Origin of the sequence: Streptomyces sp. NPDC012825 (assembly GCF_042900925.1) — a bacterium.
Taxonomy (GTDB): Bacteria; Actinomycetota; Actinomycetes; order Streptomycetales; family Streptomycetaceae; genus Streptomyces.
Map to the genome: position 1 here is coordinate 610093 of NZ_JBIBBZ010000001.1, position 14732 is coordinate 624824.

Genomic DNA, 14732 nt, shown 5'->3' on the forward strand with positions numbered 1-14732 from the left:
GAGAGGATGAATCACTCTCCCGAGGCCTTTGTGTAATGATGCGGGAATCGCAGCGGAAGGAGCGAAGATGGCGCCGGATCCCGGGAAATGGGAACGGATGGCCTTCATTCCGAAGAGCCGGTACGTGAGCGACCCGACCCCCGCCGACCGCACCCCCTTCCCGGTCTATTCCGCCCTGGTGACCCAGTGGACACAGGCGGGCCGCGCGGTGCCGGGGATGCCGGACCGGGAGTGGGAGCGCCTGATGGCGGCTCCGGTCTGGCCGCGCTGAACGACGGGCCGGACGGCGGAGGGCAGGACGAAAGGGGCCGCTCCCGAGGGAGCGGCCCCTGACGTGTGGACCGGGAACGTCAGTTGTTGCCGACGCCGTTGCCCGACAGGACCGGGATGTCGTCCAGGATGTGCGACAGCGGCTCGTCGCCCTTGGCCTGGGTGGAGTTCTCGACGCACTGCTGGTTCTGCGGGGAGGAGAGGACGTTGATGTCCTGGACGGTGATCGGGACGACACCGATCAGCGAACCTGCGTTGAGCTTGGCCGGCAGACCGATGCAGGGCTTGTTCAGGGAACCCTGGATGAGCGCCATCTGGGGGCTCATGTTGCCGTAGGTCGCGGAGTTGCCGAACGCCTGGCTGGCACCGTTGCCGCTGAACGACGTGGTACCGGTGTCGTTACTGGTGGCGAGCGCCGGGGAGGCCACGGCGGCGGTGGCGCCGACGATGGAGACGGCCGCGGCCGCGGTGGCCATAACCTTCTTGATCACGGGAGTTCCCTTCTAGAACCGGCTCCGTGCAGGGAGCGACCTGATCAACAGGGTTCCGGCCGCGGGGGTTCCGCCGTGTCACTCTCATGGCGGAGCGCGCGCGGCAGCGCGAAGAGAGGCTCCCTTCGAACGGGTGAAGCGCCGGAACCTAACCCTCCGACGGCAGTTGAGCCGGTCGCATCAATCAGGTCGATTGGTGGGAACAGGAACGGATTCACCGTGATCAAGAAGATTGTGGCGGCTGCGGCTGTTGCGGCCTCCGTCGTCGGCGCTTCTGCCGCGGCGGCCTCCCCGGCGCTGGCCATCGCCGACGACACCGGCACCACCTCGCTCAGCGGCAACGGTGCCACCTCGGCGTTCGGCAACTCGGAGACCGCGGGCAACCAGAGCCCCCAGCTGACCCTGGTCCAGGGCTCCCTGAACAAGCTCTGCCTCGGCGTTCCGGTCAAGGGCAACCTCGGCTCGCTCGTCGGTCTCGTCCCGATCACCGTCCAGGACGTCAACGTGCTGTCCTCCCCGCAGAACCAGCAGTGCGCGGAGAACTCCACCCAGGCCAAGGGCGACGAGGCGCTCTCCCACCTGGTGGACGACATCCCGGTCCTCTCCGGGAACGGCATCGGCAACAGCTGATCGTCGGCGTGTACGACAGGGCCGGCGGAGAACGGTGACGTTCTCCGCCGGCCCTGTTCCGTGCGGGCGATTCCGTGCGGGCAATGGGGTGAAAAGATCCCCGCCCGTGTTATTCGGGTTTCCTTTGTGCGGGATGTTCGTTGTGTTGTGTACAGCGGAGGCCGGAGAACTCGCTTCCCCGGGCATCACGAGATCCGTGAGAATTCTTCCGCCGAGGAAAGGATCCAGACGAAATGAACTGTAAGAAGGCTGCGGCCGTCGTCGCCGGTATCGTCCTGGCCATGGGTGTGGCGTCGCCCGCCTTCGCGGACGCCGACGCGGAGGGTGCGGCCGTCGGCTCGCCCGGCGTCCTGTCCGGCAACGTCATCCAGGTCCCGATCCACATCCCCGTCAACGTCTGCGGCAACAGCGTGAACGTCATCGCGCTGCTGAACCCGGCCTTCGGCAACGTCTGCGTCAACGACTGACCAGGCGCGGTACGCGGACAGGCACGGGGCCGGTCCCCGGGAGCGGCAGCTCCCCGGGGACCGGCCCTCCGTCGTGTCCGGCCCCGGTCAGCGGGGAGCGGTCCGGTCGGGGGTCGCGCCCGAGGCGGTGCGGGACGCCCACCGCCGGCGCGGCGCCGCCAGGGCCCTGCGCAGCAGGTGGACGAGCCAGGCGCGGCCCATGGCGAGCGCGGGCAGCGGGTCGTCGGCCGCGCACCACGCCCACTCGGTCCGCCGCCGCACCCCGCCGGTCTCGGCCGCGTACCGCCGGCGCGGGACGGCGAGCAGTGAGAGCAGCGCGTAGTTCTCGGCCACGAACCGGCGCCCGTACGCGGGGGAGGGTGACGGCACGGGGCGCCCGGTGAGGTCCAGGTGGAGCGCCCGGACCGCGTCCAGACCGTCCTGGTCGGTGAAGAGCCGGAACTGCGCGCCGGGCCGGGGGTTGAAGTCGAGCAGGTGGTACGCGCCGGTCCTGCGGTCGAGGCGGAAGTCCAGGTCGCACACGCCCCGGTAGCCGAGCGCGTCGAGCAGGGTCCGGGCCGTCCGGTCCACGGCCGGGTTCACGGTCCAGCGGCCCGCGGCGGTCAGCCCGGCCCCGGTGGGCCAGGCGCGCTCCTTGCGCCCGGTCGCCCCGGTCGGGCAGCGGCCCGCGGAGTCCACGTACCCCTGGAAGAACCAGTCCAGGTCGCGGCCCGGCGGGAGGAGTTCCTGGAGCAGGAGCCGGCTGCCGGCCTCGGGGGAGCGGGCGTACAGCTCCCGGACCTCGGCGAGGGAGCGCACGATCGACGTGCTGCGCAGCCCGGCGCCGGGTGGCAGCAGCCAGGGCCGGCTCCACTTGGCGACCACCGGCAGGCCGAGCCCCCGGGCCATGGCGGCCGCCTCGTCGGCGTCGGCGGGGAGCGCGGTGCGGGGGTGGGGCAGGCCCAGGGCCGCGCAGGTCTCGGCGAGCGCCGCCTTGTCGGCGACCCGCAGCAGCTGCGCCTCGGTCTGCTCGGGCAGCAGGAAGCGCGGGGCGAGCGCGGCGCGGCGGCGGGCCAGGGCGAGGGCGGTGACGTCGTCCAGCGGGACGGCGACCAGGGGGGTCGACGGACCCTCGGCGACCTCGTCCCCGACCCGCAGGAGGAAGTCGGCCAGCTCCGCCGGGGAGGCGGGGCCGGGGCGGACCGTTTTGAGGTGGCGGGAGCGGGCCACCGGGCTGGTCCGCGATTCGACGACGGCGTGGACCGGGATTCCCGCCCGGCCCAGGGAGCGGACCGCCCCGAGGGTGCCGTGGTGAAAGGGATTCCTGTCGAGCCGTACGAGGACGGCCGGGACGCGGGTGTCGAAACTCGGCACGGCATGCCCTTTCTCGGTCCACCAACCGGGCGATCAAATCCTCCAATGGGCCAACGAGCGAAGGAAAGCCGAGTTCACGGACGGTGCATTAGGAATACTTTCAGAACATCGGATTGACGACCCCTCACCTGACGTGCGACGCGGAGGAGCGGCCATGAGAGCTGCGTACCGGAGAACTTCGAGAGCGTGGCTGGGGGTGTTCACCGCCGGCCTCCTCGCCTCGGGTTCCCTCGCGCTGTCGCTCCCCGCCCACGCCGAGGAGTCCACGACGGCGCGAGAGGCGCGGAAGGAGGAGGCGCGGGACCCCGAACCGTCGGTCGCCGGCGCCATGGGGGCCTTCCTCTCCTCGGGCGCGTACGGGGTCGCCCGCATCGGCGAGCTCGAACGCTGGCTCGGCGGCCGCGAGCTCCGCGTCGGCCACACCTACCTGCCCGGCGACCTCTGGCGGAACATCGAGGGGCCCCCCGGCTTCCTCGACGCCTGGGCGGGCTGGCGCAACGAGAAGGCCGACCGCCTCTTCGTCCTCAACGTCCCCATGATGGAGCGCAACGAGGGCCGCGTCCCCGACGCCGAGGTCCGCCGCCTGCTCCGGCTCGGCGCGTCCGGGCACTACGACCACCACTTCAGGACCCTCGCCCGGCGCCTCGTCGAGCTGAAGGCGAACGACACCGTCCTCGTCCTCGGCTGGGAGATGAACGGCACCACCTACACCCACCGGTGCGGCCCCGACCCCGAGGCCTGGAAGGCGTACTGGAACCGCATCGTCGCCGCCATGCGCTCCGTCCCCGGCCAGAAGTTCCGCTTCGACTTCAACCCGAGCCGCGGCCGCGACGCCGTCCCGTGGACCGAGTGCTACCCGGGCGACGACGTCGTCGACATCATCGGCATGGACTCGTACGACCAGCCGCCGGGGAGCAGTTTCGACGAACACGTCAACGAGCCGTACGGGCTGCGGAAGCAGGTCGATTTCGCGGCCGAGCACGGAAAGCTGATCTCCTATCCCGAATGGGGCCTCTTCCGGAACGGCGACAACCCGGAATACATGCGGCGCATGCTGGAATGGATGAATCTGCACAAGCCGCTGTACCACACGATCACCGATTACTGCCCGCACGGCATCTGGCAGTGCGACGACAACCCGCGGTCGTCGCTGGTGTTCCGTCAGATGCTGTACGGGAAGGAGCCGGAGGTCCCGACGCAGCCGGTTCCGGAGCCCGTACCGACGCCGACGCCTGTGCCGACGCCTGTGCCGACTCCCACGTCGAAGCCGGATCCCACGCCGGCTCCGACTCCGACGCCCACGCAGCCGAAGCCGGACCCCACGCCGGCTCCGACCCCCACGCCGACGCAGCCGGAGCCGAAGCCCGCGCCGACGACGCCGGTGCCGGTGCCCACGCCCACTCCGACGCCCACGCCCCCGCAACCCACTCCCACGCCCCCGCAGCCCGAGCCCAAGCCCGCGCCGACGACGCCGGTACCCGCACCGACGCCCACGCCCGTGCCCCTGCCCACGCCCCAGCCGAACTGCCGGCCCATCGACCTCGGGTCCTGGATCGAGAGCTGGCTCGGCGGGCGCGTCTGCGTCCCGGAGTCCTGGAAGGAGGAGTCCGGCCTCGACTGGAAGGCGGCGCTCAAGGGCGTCTGGCCCTTCTGACCGGGGCGGACCTCATCCGCCGCCGCGGGGCGGGCGGCCTCTCACCCGGTCGAGCGCCCGCCCCGCCCAGGCCCGTTCCCGCGCCTGACGGGCCGCCCAGCTCCGCGCACCGGCCGCGCCCGCGCGGAGCCAGAGCAGCGGGGCCGTACCGGGCCCGGCGAGGAGCAGGCGCCGGTTGCGCACGGGCTCCGGGCGCCAGTGGTGCTTGTACGACTCGCTGCCCCGCAGCATGCTCAGCGTGGCCCGCCCGCCCGTGCTGGTCTCGCGGGCCCCGTGCCGCAGCAGCATCGTCGCCACGTCGACCTTGCGGGCCCGCAGCGCCGGGTCGGCCCCGTACAGATAGCCGCCGGCCAGGCGCGGCGACATCAGCGTCAGATCGGCGGCGACCACGTCCCCGGCGAGCCGGAACTCGGTGACCATCGCGTCCCCCCGCTCCACCATGGGCCGCACGGCCCGGGACAGGTGCTGGGCGAAGCGCTCGCTGGTGTGCTCGGCGGTGACGCCCCGGTCCTGCCACTGGAGCCGGTGCAGCGCCAGGAGCCGGTCCAGGGCGGCCGGGACCTCCTCGCCGGTCACCACGCGCGCGTCGATGCCGAGCGCGTCCATCTTGCGCAGCTTGGCGCGCACCCGCTGCGCCTTCCCGGAGGGGATCCGTTCGAGCAGGCCCTCCATCGGGACGGCCGGCAGCTCCAGGCACAGCGAGTCGGGCAGCCGCCGGCGCGGCCCCCGCCAGTGGGCGAAGACCCGCTCGCCGGCCGCGCCCGGCCGGACCTCCCGCAGGTCGACCACCGCGCCCCGGGCGGTCCGCGCGACCGCCCGGGCCAGGGCGGGCGCCGCCTCCGGGCAGCCGTCGTCCAGGAGCACGTCCGTGAAGTCGGTGATCGAGCCGCCGAGCAGGGTGAGGACGGGCAGCGGGCCCCGGGCCCGCATCAGGGGCGCGGCGGCGACCAGTGCGCCGTCCCCGCCCCGTACGAGCACCACCCGCAGCGCACCGGGCCGCCCGTACGAGAGCCACCAGGAGTGCAGCCAGGAGTGGGACTGGAAGGGGGTGGCGGAGGAGCAGCGGCCGTACAGCGCCGTCCACTCGGCCGCGAGCCGCCCGAACCCCTCCTCGTCACGGCAGACCTCCGTCCGCAGGGCGCCCGCGGTCACACCGTCTCCGGCCGGTGCGCGCCGGACACGGCCGGGGCGGGCACCGGGGCCCCGGCCCGGCGGGAGTGGCGGGACTCGCCGCGCGCGGCGGCGCGCTTCGGACGGACCAGGAGGGCCAGGCCGCCGAGCAGGCCGCCCGCGCAGCCGCCGACGAGCGCGGAGAGCGGCGCGGACGGGGAGACCGGGTCGACGGGCTTCGTGGCGCGGGAGAACTGCACGACCTTCACCCCCGTGCCGGCGGCCATGTGCGAGCTGTCCAGGACGAGCGCCCGGGCCACCCCGTCGGCCATGGACACGGCCTGCGCGGGCCGCTCGGCCCGCGCGGTGATCGAGATCATCGGGGCGTCCGGGGAGGTCTCCGCCGTCACCCGCCTCCGCAGCGCCGCGGCGCTCACCCCGGCCCACACCTGGGCGTCGCCGGTCACCGCGATGTCGGTGGCGACCCGCCCGTACGCCTGGGCGAAGCCGAGCGCCCCCGCCGGGTCGGACTTCCCGGCCGGTACGACGATGACGTGGCTGGTCGCCGCGTACTCCGGCGTCTTCAGGGCCCCGTAGCCGCCGCCGAGCACGGCCCCCGCGAGGACGGCGGCGGGCAGCACGGCCCAGCGGCCGGGGCGGGGGAGCCCGGCGGGCGGGAAGGCGCGGGACGGTGTGGTGGTCTTCATGGATCGGACTTCTCTCACTTCACGGGTGCGTGGTGACGCCGCACGGGCGACGGCGTGCCGTGGACGGCCTGGTCGTAGAGGGACATCAACTGCCGGGCGCTGCGCGCGATGTCGTAGTGGCGGGCGGCCTCCGGGACGGGGAGGCGATCGGGCCGGGCGTCCCCCATCCCCCGCAGTGCGGCGGCCAGCTCGGGGACGGAACCGCCGGTCCGGCGCGCACCCGGGGCCGCGTCCGCCGACAGGTCCTCGATCGCCGGGCAGGCCGCGTACAGGACGGGCAGGCCCGCCGCGAGCGCCTCGACGATCGCGAGCCCGAAGGCCTCGTCGGGGGAGGCGGAGACGAAGACGTCCATCGCGGCGAGGAGTCCGGGCAGCGAGGGCCCGGTCGCGCCGGCGGGCGGCGGGTCCGCGCAGGCCCCGGTGAGCAGCACCCGGTCGGCCGCCCCCAGCCCGCGGGCGAGCCGCAGCAGCTCCTCCCGCTCGCCGCCCTCGCCGACGAGCAGCAGCCGGGCCTCCGGGACCGCCGCCACCGCCCGTACGAGCAGGTCGAACCGCTTCCCGGGGGCCAGCCGCCCCACCCCGCCGACGACGTACGCGTCCTCGGGGAGCCCGAGCGCAGCCCGGGTCCGGCGGCGGGCCGCCGGGTCGAAGGCGAACCGGCCGGTCTCGATGCCGTTCGGCACCACCCGGATGCGCTCCTCGGGCACTCCCCAGTCCGCGAGCCGGCGGGCCACGCTGGGCGAGACGGCGACCGTGGAGGTGCCGAGCCGCTCGGACGCCAGGTACAGGGCGCGGGTCCCCGCCGACAGCGGCCGGCCCTCGATCTGGTGCTCGCCGAGCGAGTGCTCGGTGGCGACGATCCGGCGCACCCCGGCGATCCGGGCCGCCGTCCTGCCGTACACGCAGGCCCGGTACAGGTGCGTGTGCACGAGGTCGTAGCGGCCCTGCCGGACGACCCGGGCCAGGCGGGGGAGCGCGCCGAGGTCGCGGTTGCCGGTCATGCCGAGGTGGGTGACGGGGGTGCCGTCCGCCTCGATGCCCGCGGCGACCGCGCCCGGGTCGGTGAGCGTCACCACCCCGCTCTGTACGGGCAGGTGGCGCAGCAGGAGCCGCAGTTGCTGCTCGGCGCCGCCGATGCCGAGGCCGGTGATGACGTGCAGCACCCTCATCGCGCACCCACCACGGCCGGGCCGTACGGGGCGGGGACCGCCAGGTCGTCGGGGCGGCGCCGGCGCAGCGGGTGCAGCACGCGCTTGGCGGCGAGCCGCCAGGAGGTGTCGTTCTCGCCGATGTGGACGCGGGGCAGGGCGTACGCGCCGGTGTGCGGCCCCGGGTCGATCGCGCAGGCGTAGCGGTAGCCGGCCCGGCGCACGGCACGCATCGCGCGCGGGTCGACCCGCCCGTACGGATAGCAGAAGCCCTCCACCGGACGGCCCGTCATCTCCTCCAGGAGCTCGCGGCTGCGCCGGGTCTCGGCGGCGAGCGTCCGGTCGTCGGCCTCGGGAAGCGCCACGTGCGTCAGGCCGTGCGAGCCGACCTCCATCCCGGCGTCGGAGATCCGCCGGATCTCCTCCCCGGAGAGCAGCCGCTTGCGCGGACCGGCCGTGTCCCAGCCGTTCTCGCCGCCGAGCCGGCCCGGCAGGACGTACACCGTGGCCGTGAAGCCGTGCCGGCGGAGCAGCGGCAGCGCCGAGTCGGCGAAGTCCGCGTAGCCGTCGTCGAAGGTCAGGCCCACCAGGCCCCTGGCGCGCCCCTCGGCCGTGGCGGCGAGCAGCTCCCGCACCGACACCCCGCGCAGCCCCCGGTCGCCCAGCCAGCGCAGCTGCCGGTCGAAGCGCGCCGGGGAGACGGTCACCCGGTACGGATCATCGGCGGTGTCCGCGATCGAGTGGTACATCGCCACCCACAGGGGAGGCCTTCCCCGCAGGGGCGACCTCTCCCGCAGGGGTGACCTCTCCCGCGGGGGAAGGCTCCCCCGCGGGGGCGGCTTCGGCAGCAGACGGCTCAGCGCGGTGACGGCGGGCATGGGGGGTCCTCCGGTAGGCGGAGCGGGGCAGGGACGGAAGGCCGGACGCCTCGGGGGCGCAGACCAGGAAGAGCGCGAAGACGCCGGTGACGGCGAGGGCGGCGACGGCGACGGCCGGGACGGCGGGGCCGATCGCGACCGAGGAGACCCAGCCTGCCCCGGTGGCGCCCGCGCCGGCGGCGGCGAGCCGGAGCAGCCCCGCGCCGAGCCGGCCGGCCCGGACCGGGACGGCCTGGCGGTGCGCGCCCCGCAGCAGCAGGACGGCGGTCAGGGTGATGCCCAGCGCGTTGGCGGCGGCGATGCCGACCGCGCCCCAGTACTGGGCGCCGGGCACGCCCGCGGCACCGGTCACGACGAGCCCCGCGCCCATGGCGGCGGCCGGGTACCAGAGCGGGCGGGCGGCGGAGAAGTAGCAGCGGACCAGGGCGCCGACCATCGTCTGGCCCAGCAGGCCGAGCGCGTACACCCGCATGACGGCGGCGGTCGCACGGGTGTCGGAGCCGCCGAACTCCCCCCGTTCGAAGAGGAGTTCCACGATCCTGGGGGCGACGGCGATGACCGTCGAGGCGCCGGCGAGCACGACGACGGCGGCGAGCAGCAGGTCCCGCTCGACCCGGTGGCGGGCCGTCTCCTCGTCGCCCGCCGCGAGGGCGCGGGCGACCACCGGGAAGCTGACCGTGCACAGCATCAGGGAGAGGATCATCGGCAGCTGCGCGACCTTCTGCGCGTAGTTCAGGTGCGAGATGGCCCCGGCGGGCAGCGGCGAGGCGAGGAACCGCTCGATCAGCGTCTGGGACTGGCGGCACAGCGAGAACGCGACGACCGGCGCGATGAGCCCGAGCACCAGGATCCGGCCGTCCTGCCCGCCCCGGGACGGGGACGGCCCCGGCGGCGGTACGGGGCCGGAGCGCAGCTCCCGTACGAGGGAGGGCGCCTGGACGAGGACCATCAGGACCCCGCCGACCGCGACCCCGGCGGCGGCCGACCGCACCCCCCACGGTTCGCGGAGCACCAGGATCGTGCCGATGATCCCCACGTTGTACGCCGTGTAGATCGCGGCCGGCGGCAGGAAGCGGCCGTGCGCGCGCAGCGCAGCCGAGCAGTAGCCGACCAGGGCGAACGAGAGCACGCAGGTCGCGGTGAGGCGCGTGCAGTCGACCGCGAGCGCCGGGTCGGGCAGGCCGGGGGCGAGGGCCGCGACGAGCAGCGGGGCGGCGACGACGAGGACGGCGGCGGCGAGCCCGGCGGTGAGGGCGAGCCGGGGGAGCGTCCCGCGCACGAGCGCGCGCACCGGGTCGTCGAGCACGCCGTCGCCGCGCCGGGCCAGGGCACGGGAGAACGCGGGCACCAGGATCAGGGCCATCGCGTCCTCGATGAGCAGCGTCGAGGCGAACTCGGGCACCGTCCACGCCACCAGGAACGCGTCGGTCGCGGCCCCGGCCCCGAAGTACCCGGCCAGGATCTGGTCCCGTACGAGCCCGAGCACCGCCCCGACGGCGGTGAGCCCCGCCGTCACGGCCGCCGCCTTCGCCAGGAACCCCCGGCCCTGCGTCCGGTCGGCCCCGGAGACACGCCCGCGCCCGCGCCCGTGCGCGTGGGCGCGGCGGCCGGTGCGGGGGGCGGGGGGCGGGGTGGTCGTCGGCGGGGCGGTCGCGGCGGTCGGTGCGGCGGTCGGGGCCGTCGGAGCCGTACCTCCGTCCCGGCCGCGCACGGTGACGCGGCGGGCCCCGGCCGGGCCGCCCGTGGGCGCGGCGCCGCCGGGACGGCCGGGTCCGGTGGGCCACGGGGGCTCCGTACCCCTCCCTCCGGAGGTCTCCGCCCCCGGCAGCACGACGGCCCCCGGGACCCATGGGGAGTCCGTGGGGCTCAGGGGCGGGGTCGACCAGGGATCGGCCGGCGGGACGCCGTGCGAGGACCGGGGCGGGTCCGTGGCCCACCGCGCGTCCACGGACCCGGCTCCCCCCGGCCACGCCGCGTCCGTGGGCTCCGGTTCCCCGGCCCACGGGTCACGCACGTCTCGCTCCCACGAGCGACCACCAGGCCGCCAGGCCGAACACGACCGCCATCAGCACCGTCGAGGGACCGCCGATGTCCGCGTAGAAGAAGTCCACGAGCTGCCAGACGAGCAGCCCCGCCGCGACGAGCGCGCAGTCCGCGCCGGGACCGGAACCGGGCCCGAAGCCGGTACCGGTGCCGGTGCCGGTACCGGTACCGCCGCGCCGCCGCAGCGCCCCCACGAGCAGCGCCGTCCAGCTGCCGACCAGGGCGAGCAGCCCCACCAGGCCCTGCTCGCTCAGGACGAGCAGGTACATGTTGTGCGGGGAGAGCAGCGGCTGCCGCCGGAAGCCGGCGCCCGCGCCCGCCGTGTCGCTGCCCGAGGACAGCGCGACCGAGGCGTGCGCGTCCCGGTACCGGGGGAAGCCCTTCAGGCCGACGCCCGTGAGCGGTTCCGCGCGCCACATCTCCCCGGCCGCCGCCCACATCGTGTACCGGTCCGTCACCGACTGGTCCGGGGCCGCCGTCACCCGCGTGATGCTGGTGACCCGTTCCTCCACCAGGTCCGAGCCGATCCCGAGGCCGCCCACGAGGACCACCCCGAGCGCGCCCGCCGCGAGCGCGACCCGCGCCGCCCGGCGCGGCCCCGCCAGGAGCAGCTGGAGCGCGCAGGCGAACACGGTCGCGATCCACGCGCCCCGGCTGAAGGAGAGGACCAGCGGGAGGAACAGCAGCCCGGCGCAGACCAGGGCCGCCGTCCGCGCCCGCCCCGGGCCGCTGCCGAGCGCGATCCCGGTGACGACGACGAGCCCGTACGAGACGACGGTCGCCATGCCCATCACGTCGGTCGCCCCGAACGTGCCGACCGCCCGGATGTCCTCGCCCTGGTACGACGCGCCCGTGCCGGTCAGGTACTGGGCGACGCCCACCGCGCCCTGGAGCAGCGCGAGCCCGACCAGGGCCCAGGCGACAACGGCGAAGTCCCGCCGGTCGCGCACCGTCAGGAGCACGGCCGCCGGGACCAGGACGAAGACCTGCACGTACCGGGCGACGCCCGGCAGACTCGACGCCGGGTCGTTCGAGGTGATCGCGGCCAGGCAGATCCCGAGGACCGGGAGGCCGAGGACGACGGCGGCGGTACGGGTCAGCGGCCGGGCCCCGCCGCGCGCCACCCGCACCAGGCAGACCAGGACGAGGAGCCCGGAGGCCGCGTCGGCGACCGTGCCCGTACCGCCGGTGCCGCCCTCCGCGCCGCCGCCACCGCCCGGGACGAGCAGCAGCGCGAGCACGGCGAGGACCGGGGAGAGCGCCCCGGCCCTGCGGAGCAGGTCCCGCGCCCCCGGGCCGACCACGGGGAGCGTCGCGGCCGTGGCCATCCTCAGCTCCCCGTGGGCCGGACGAGCTCGGCGGCCGTCCGCAGCAGGATGCAGACGTCCTGCCAGAGCGACCAGTGGTCGATGTAGTGGTTGTCGAAGCGGCAGCGGTCCTCGATCGAGGTGTCGCCGCGCAGGCCGTGCACCTGCGCGAGCCCGGTGAGCCCCACCGGCATCCGGTGGCGGGCCGCGTACCCGGCGTGGGTCTTGCTGAACTGGGCGACGAAGTACGGGCGTTCCGGACGGGGCCCGACCAGGCTCATGTCCCCGCGCAGCACGTTCCACAGCTGCGGCAGCTCGTCGAGCGAGGTCTTGCGCAGGAAGCTCCCGGCCGCGCTCATCCGCCGGTCGCCCGCCACGTTCCAGCGGGTCGCCGACTCGTTCTCGTTCGAGGGGCGGAGCGTGCGGAACTTGAGCAGCGTGAAGGGGTGCCCGTGCCGGCCGACCCGCTCCTGCCGGAACAGGACGCCGGGGCCGTCGGAGAGGCGCACGGCCAGCGCGCAGAGCAGCAGCACGGGCAGCGCGAGCACGAGCGCGGGGGCGGCGAGGGCGATGTCGAGGGCCCGCTTGGCGGTCAGGCCGCGCCGCTCGTCCAGCGGGACGATCCGGTGCCAGGCGTACCCCCACATGTGCTCGCCCATCGGGCCGTTCCGGTGTCGGCCGCCGACCCGCCAGGTGGTGCAGCCGTACTGCTGGAAGAGCGTCAGCAGGTCCGGGTCGTCGTCCAGGAACACGGCGTCGCGCACGGTGTTCTGGATGACGGCCCGGTGGATCTCCTCGGTCGTGGTGAGCACCGGGAGTCCGGCCTCCCCGGGCGTCCGGGCGGCGCCGCCCCGCTCGGGCAGGCCGACGACGCCGACCGGCCGCACCCCGTACTCGGGGTGCTGGGCGGCCGCCGCGGCGAAGCGGCGCGCGGCCCCCGTCCCGCCGACGACGAGCGCCGACCGGGGGTGGGCCCGCGCGACCCGGCGCCGCCGGCCGACGACGAGGGCGCGGACCGCGCAGGCGAGGACGACGTGGACGGCGTACGCGGCGCACAGCCGCAGCGGTCCGATCGCCAGGTGCGGGGAGTACGCGGCGACCCCCGCCGCCGCCAGGCACCAGGCGAACCCGGCGCGGGAGGCGAGCGCGGGCAGCTCGTCCAGGGCCCGGACGTGCGCGGCCGGGCGGTGGAGCCCGGCGTGGCCGTCGAGGACCAGGACGAGCGCCAGGACCGGCAGGACGAGCCGGAGGTCGTGGTGGGCCGCGCTCAGCACCGAGGCGGCCGCGACGACCGCCAGGGCGTCGACCGCCACGAACGGTGCCGCGCCGGACCGGGGCCGGGAGCGGCGCCGGCGCGGCGGCGCGAGCCGGCCGGGGGCGCCGCGGGGCGGCGCGAGGGAGGCGAGGCCGAGGGCCTGGCCCCGGCCCGCCGTGGGCCAGGGGCCCGGGGAGGAGGGGATGCCGGTGCTTTCCGTGGTCACTGTGCGATCGGCTCTCTGTGCTCGGCCCCCCGCACTCCGGCCAGCTCGCGGTAGACGTCCGCGACGGCCGCGCCGGTGCGCCGGACATCGAAATGGCTGAGGACGTGCTCGTGGGCCTCCCGGCCCAGGCGGTGCCGCAGCTCCGGCCTGCCGAGGAGGCGGCCGAGAGCGGCGGCGAGCGCGGCCGGGTCCTCGGGCGGGACCAGGCACAGGGGTTCGTGGGCGGGCGGCAGGCTCTCCCGTGCTCCGTCCACGTCGCTGACGACGACGGGCCGGCCACTGGCCATGGCCTCCAGGGGCGCGAGCGCCATGCCCTCCCAGCGGGACGGCAGGACGACCACGTCGGCGGCCCGGTACCAGGGGGCGGTGTCCCCGACGGCCCCGGCGAACCGGACCGAGGGGCCGGCGGCGGCCCGCAGCCCCTCCGCGTCCGGGCCGTCGCCGACCAGGACGAGCCGGGCCGCGGGCACCTCCGCGAGGACGGCGGGCCAGGCGGTGAGCAGGACGTCCTGCCCCTTCTGGCGGCAGAGCCGGCCCACGCAGACGACCGTGGGGGCCGGGTTGCGGGGCGGGCCGTCGTTCGCGAACCGGGCCGTGTCCACGCCGTTGTGGACGACCGACCAGTCCGCCTCGACCCCGGCCGCCTCGCCGGTGCGCCGCTCGGCCTCGCTCACGCAGAGGATCCGGTCCGTCCAGCGGGCGCCGAACCGCTCCCAGCTCCGGGCGAGCGCGGCGGTCGTACCCCGCACCGCATCGAAGGACCAGGCGTGCGGCTGGTACACCGTGGGGATCCGCCCCCGCAGGACGAGCCGGGCGCACAGCCCCGCCTTGGCGCTGTGCGCGTGGACGAGGTCGGGTTCGACCGCGCGGACGAGGCGTGCCAGGGACGCCGTCTCGCGGACGAGGGCGGGGCCGGGGTCGCGGCCGGCCCGCCAGTCGTGGACCTCCGCCCCCTCGGCACGGGCGGCGGCGGACAGGTCGGTGCCGGGCGGGCAGGCGACCGCGACCCGCAGGCCGGCGGCGCGCTGGGCGCGGACGAGGTCGACGACGACGCGGGCGACCCCGCCGTCGCCGGGCTGGACCGCGTGCAGGACGGTGACGGACCCCGGGTCCGTGTCGTGTGGTGACAGCACGTCAGCGCCGCACGTCCGCCCGGGCGGCCGACGTGCCGCGGGGCACGGCAGGAACCGCTG

The 14732-nt window shown here is 75.7% G+C and carries 14 protein-coding genes; 4 read left to right on the plus strand and 10 right to left on the minus strand.

Going from position 1 to position 14732, the window contains the following annotated elements; all coding sequences use genetic code 11:
• Positions 1-124: 124 nt before the first annotated feature.
• Entirely contained in the window at positions 125-271 is a 147-nt protein-coding gene (locus ACFY7E_RS03055) for a hypothetical protein (protein ID WP_163013977.1), read from the plus strand.
• A gap of 79 nt (positions 272-350) precedes the next feature.
• Here the strand turns inward: ACFY7E_RS03055 and ACFY7E_RS03060 are convergent, their stop codons facing one another.
• Positions 351-761 (minus strand): rodlin, encoded by a 411-nt coding sequence (locus tag ACFY7E_RS03060; protein ID WP_389480069.1) that lies wholly within the window; start codon positions 759-761, stop codon positions 351-353.
• Positions 762-980: 219 nt separating this feature from the next.
• Between ACFY7E_RS03060 and ACFY7E_RS03065 the strand changes: the two genes are divergently transcribed.
• The gene (locus tag ACFY7E_RS03065) at positions 981-1391 is read left to right on the plus strand and encodes a rodlin (RefSeq protein WP_389480072.1); all 411 of its coding nucleotides are present in this window, start codon (positions 981-983) and stop codon (positions 1389-1391) included.
• Positions 1392-1624: 233 nt separating this feature from the next.
• Positions 1625-1858 (plus strand): chaplin, encoded by a 234-nt coding sequence (locus ACFY7E_RS03070; RefSeq protein WP_351972214.1) that lies wholly within the window; start codon positions 1625-1627, stop codon positions 1856-1858.
• A gap of 87 nt (positions 1859-1945) precedes the next feature.
• Here ACFY7E_RS03070 and ACFY7E_RS03075 read toward each other — a convergent pair whose 3' ends face one another.
• Positions 1946-3211 (minus strand): ATP-grasp domain-containing protein, encoded by a 1266-nt coding sequence (locus ACFY7E_RS03075; protein ID WP_389480075.1) that lies wholly within the window; start codon positions 3209-3211, stop codon positions 1946-1948.
• A 154-nt stretch (positions 3212-3365) separates the two neighbouring features.
• Here ACFY7E_RS03075 and ACFY7E_RS03080 point away from each other — a divergent pair, with 154 nt between their 5' ends.
• Positions 3366-4865, plus strand: coding sequence for a glycoside hydrolase family 26 protein (locus tag ACFY7E_RS03080; RefSeq protein ID WP_389480077.1), 1500 nt, complete (start codon positions 3366-3368; stop codon positions 4863-4865).
• Between the two features lie 12 nt (positions 4866-4877).
• Here ACFY7E_RS03080 and ACFY7E_RS03085 read toward each other — a convergent pair whose 3' ends face one another.
• From ACFY7E_RS03085 to ACFY7E_RS03120, 8 genes are read right to left on the minus strand one after another with little or no spacing between them, the layout of a single operon-like run.
• Complete coding sequence (locus tag ACFY7E_RS03085; RefSeq protein ID WP_389480080.1) at positions 4878-6017, minus strand: GNAT family N-acetyltransferase; 1140 nt, start codon at positions 6015-6017, stop codon at positions 4878-4880.
• Positions 6014-6682 (minus strand): lipopolysaccharide biosynthesis protein, encoded by a 669-nt coding sequence (locus ACFY7E_RS03090; protein ID WP_389480082.1) that lies wholly within the window; start codon positions 6680-6682, stop codon positions 6014-6016. The genes ACFY7E_RS03085 and ACFY7E_RS03090 overlap by 4 nt, the downstream gene beginning before the upstream one ends.
• A gap of 14 nt (positions 6683-6696) precedes the next feature.
• A complete protein-coding gene (locus tag ACFY7E_RS03095; protein ID WP_389480084.1) occupies positions 6697-7851 on the minus strand; it encodes a glycosyltransferase in 1155 nt (384 codons plus the stop codon).
• On the minus strand, positions 7848-8579 hold the full coding sequence (locus ACFY7E_RS03100; RefSeq protein WP_389481019.1) for a polysaccharide deacetylase family protein: 732 nt from the start codon (positions 8577-8579) through the stop codon (positions 7848-7850). Before ACFY7E_RS03100 ends, ACFY7E_RS03095 begins: the two co-directional genes overlap by 4 nt.
• Positions 8548-10656 (minus strand): murein biosynthesis integral membrane protein MurJ, encoded by a 2109-nt coding sequence (gene murJ, locus ACFY7E_RS03105; protein ID WP_389480086.1) that lies wholly within the window; start codon positions 10654-10656, stop codon positions 8548-8550. Before murJ ends, ACFY7E_RS03100 begins: the two co-directional genes overlap by 32 nt.
• A gap of 58 nt (positions 10657-10714) precedes the next feature.
• Positions 10715-12079 carry an O-antigen ligase family protein gene (locus ACFY7E_RS03110; protein WP_389480088.1) on the minus strand — a complete coding sequence of 455 codons (1365 nt, stop codon included), beginning with the start codon at positions 12077-12079 and terminating at the stop codon, positions 10715-10717.
• Positions 12080-12081: 2 nt separating this feature from the next.
• Entirely contained in the window at positions 12082-13539 is a 1458-nt protein-coding gene (locus ACFY7E_RS03115; RefSeq protein WP_389480090.1) for an exopolysaccharide biosynthesis polyprenyl glycosylphosphotransferase, read from the minus strand.
• Positions 13536-14672 carry a glycosyltransferase gene (locus ACFY7E_RS03120; RefSeq protein WP_389480092.1) on the minus strand — a complete coding sequence of 379 codons (1137 nt, stop codon included), beginning with the start codon at positions 14670-14672 and terminating at the stop codon, positions 13536-13538. Before ACFY7E_RS03120 ends, ACFY7E_RS03115 begins: the two co-directional genes overlap by 4 nt.
• Positions 14673-14732: the final 60 nt, after the last annotated feature.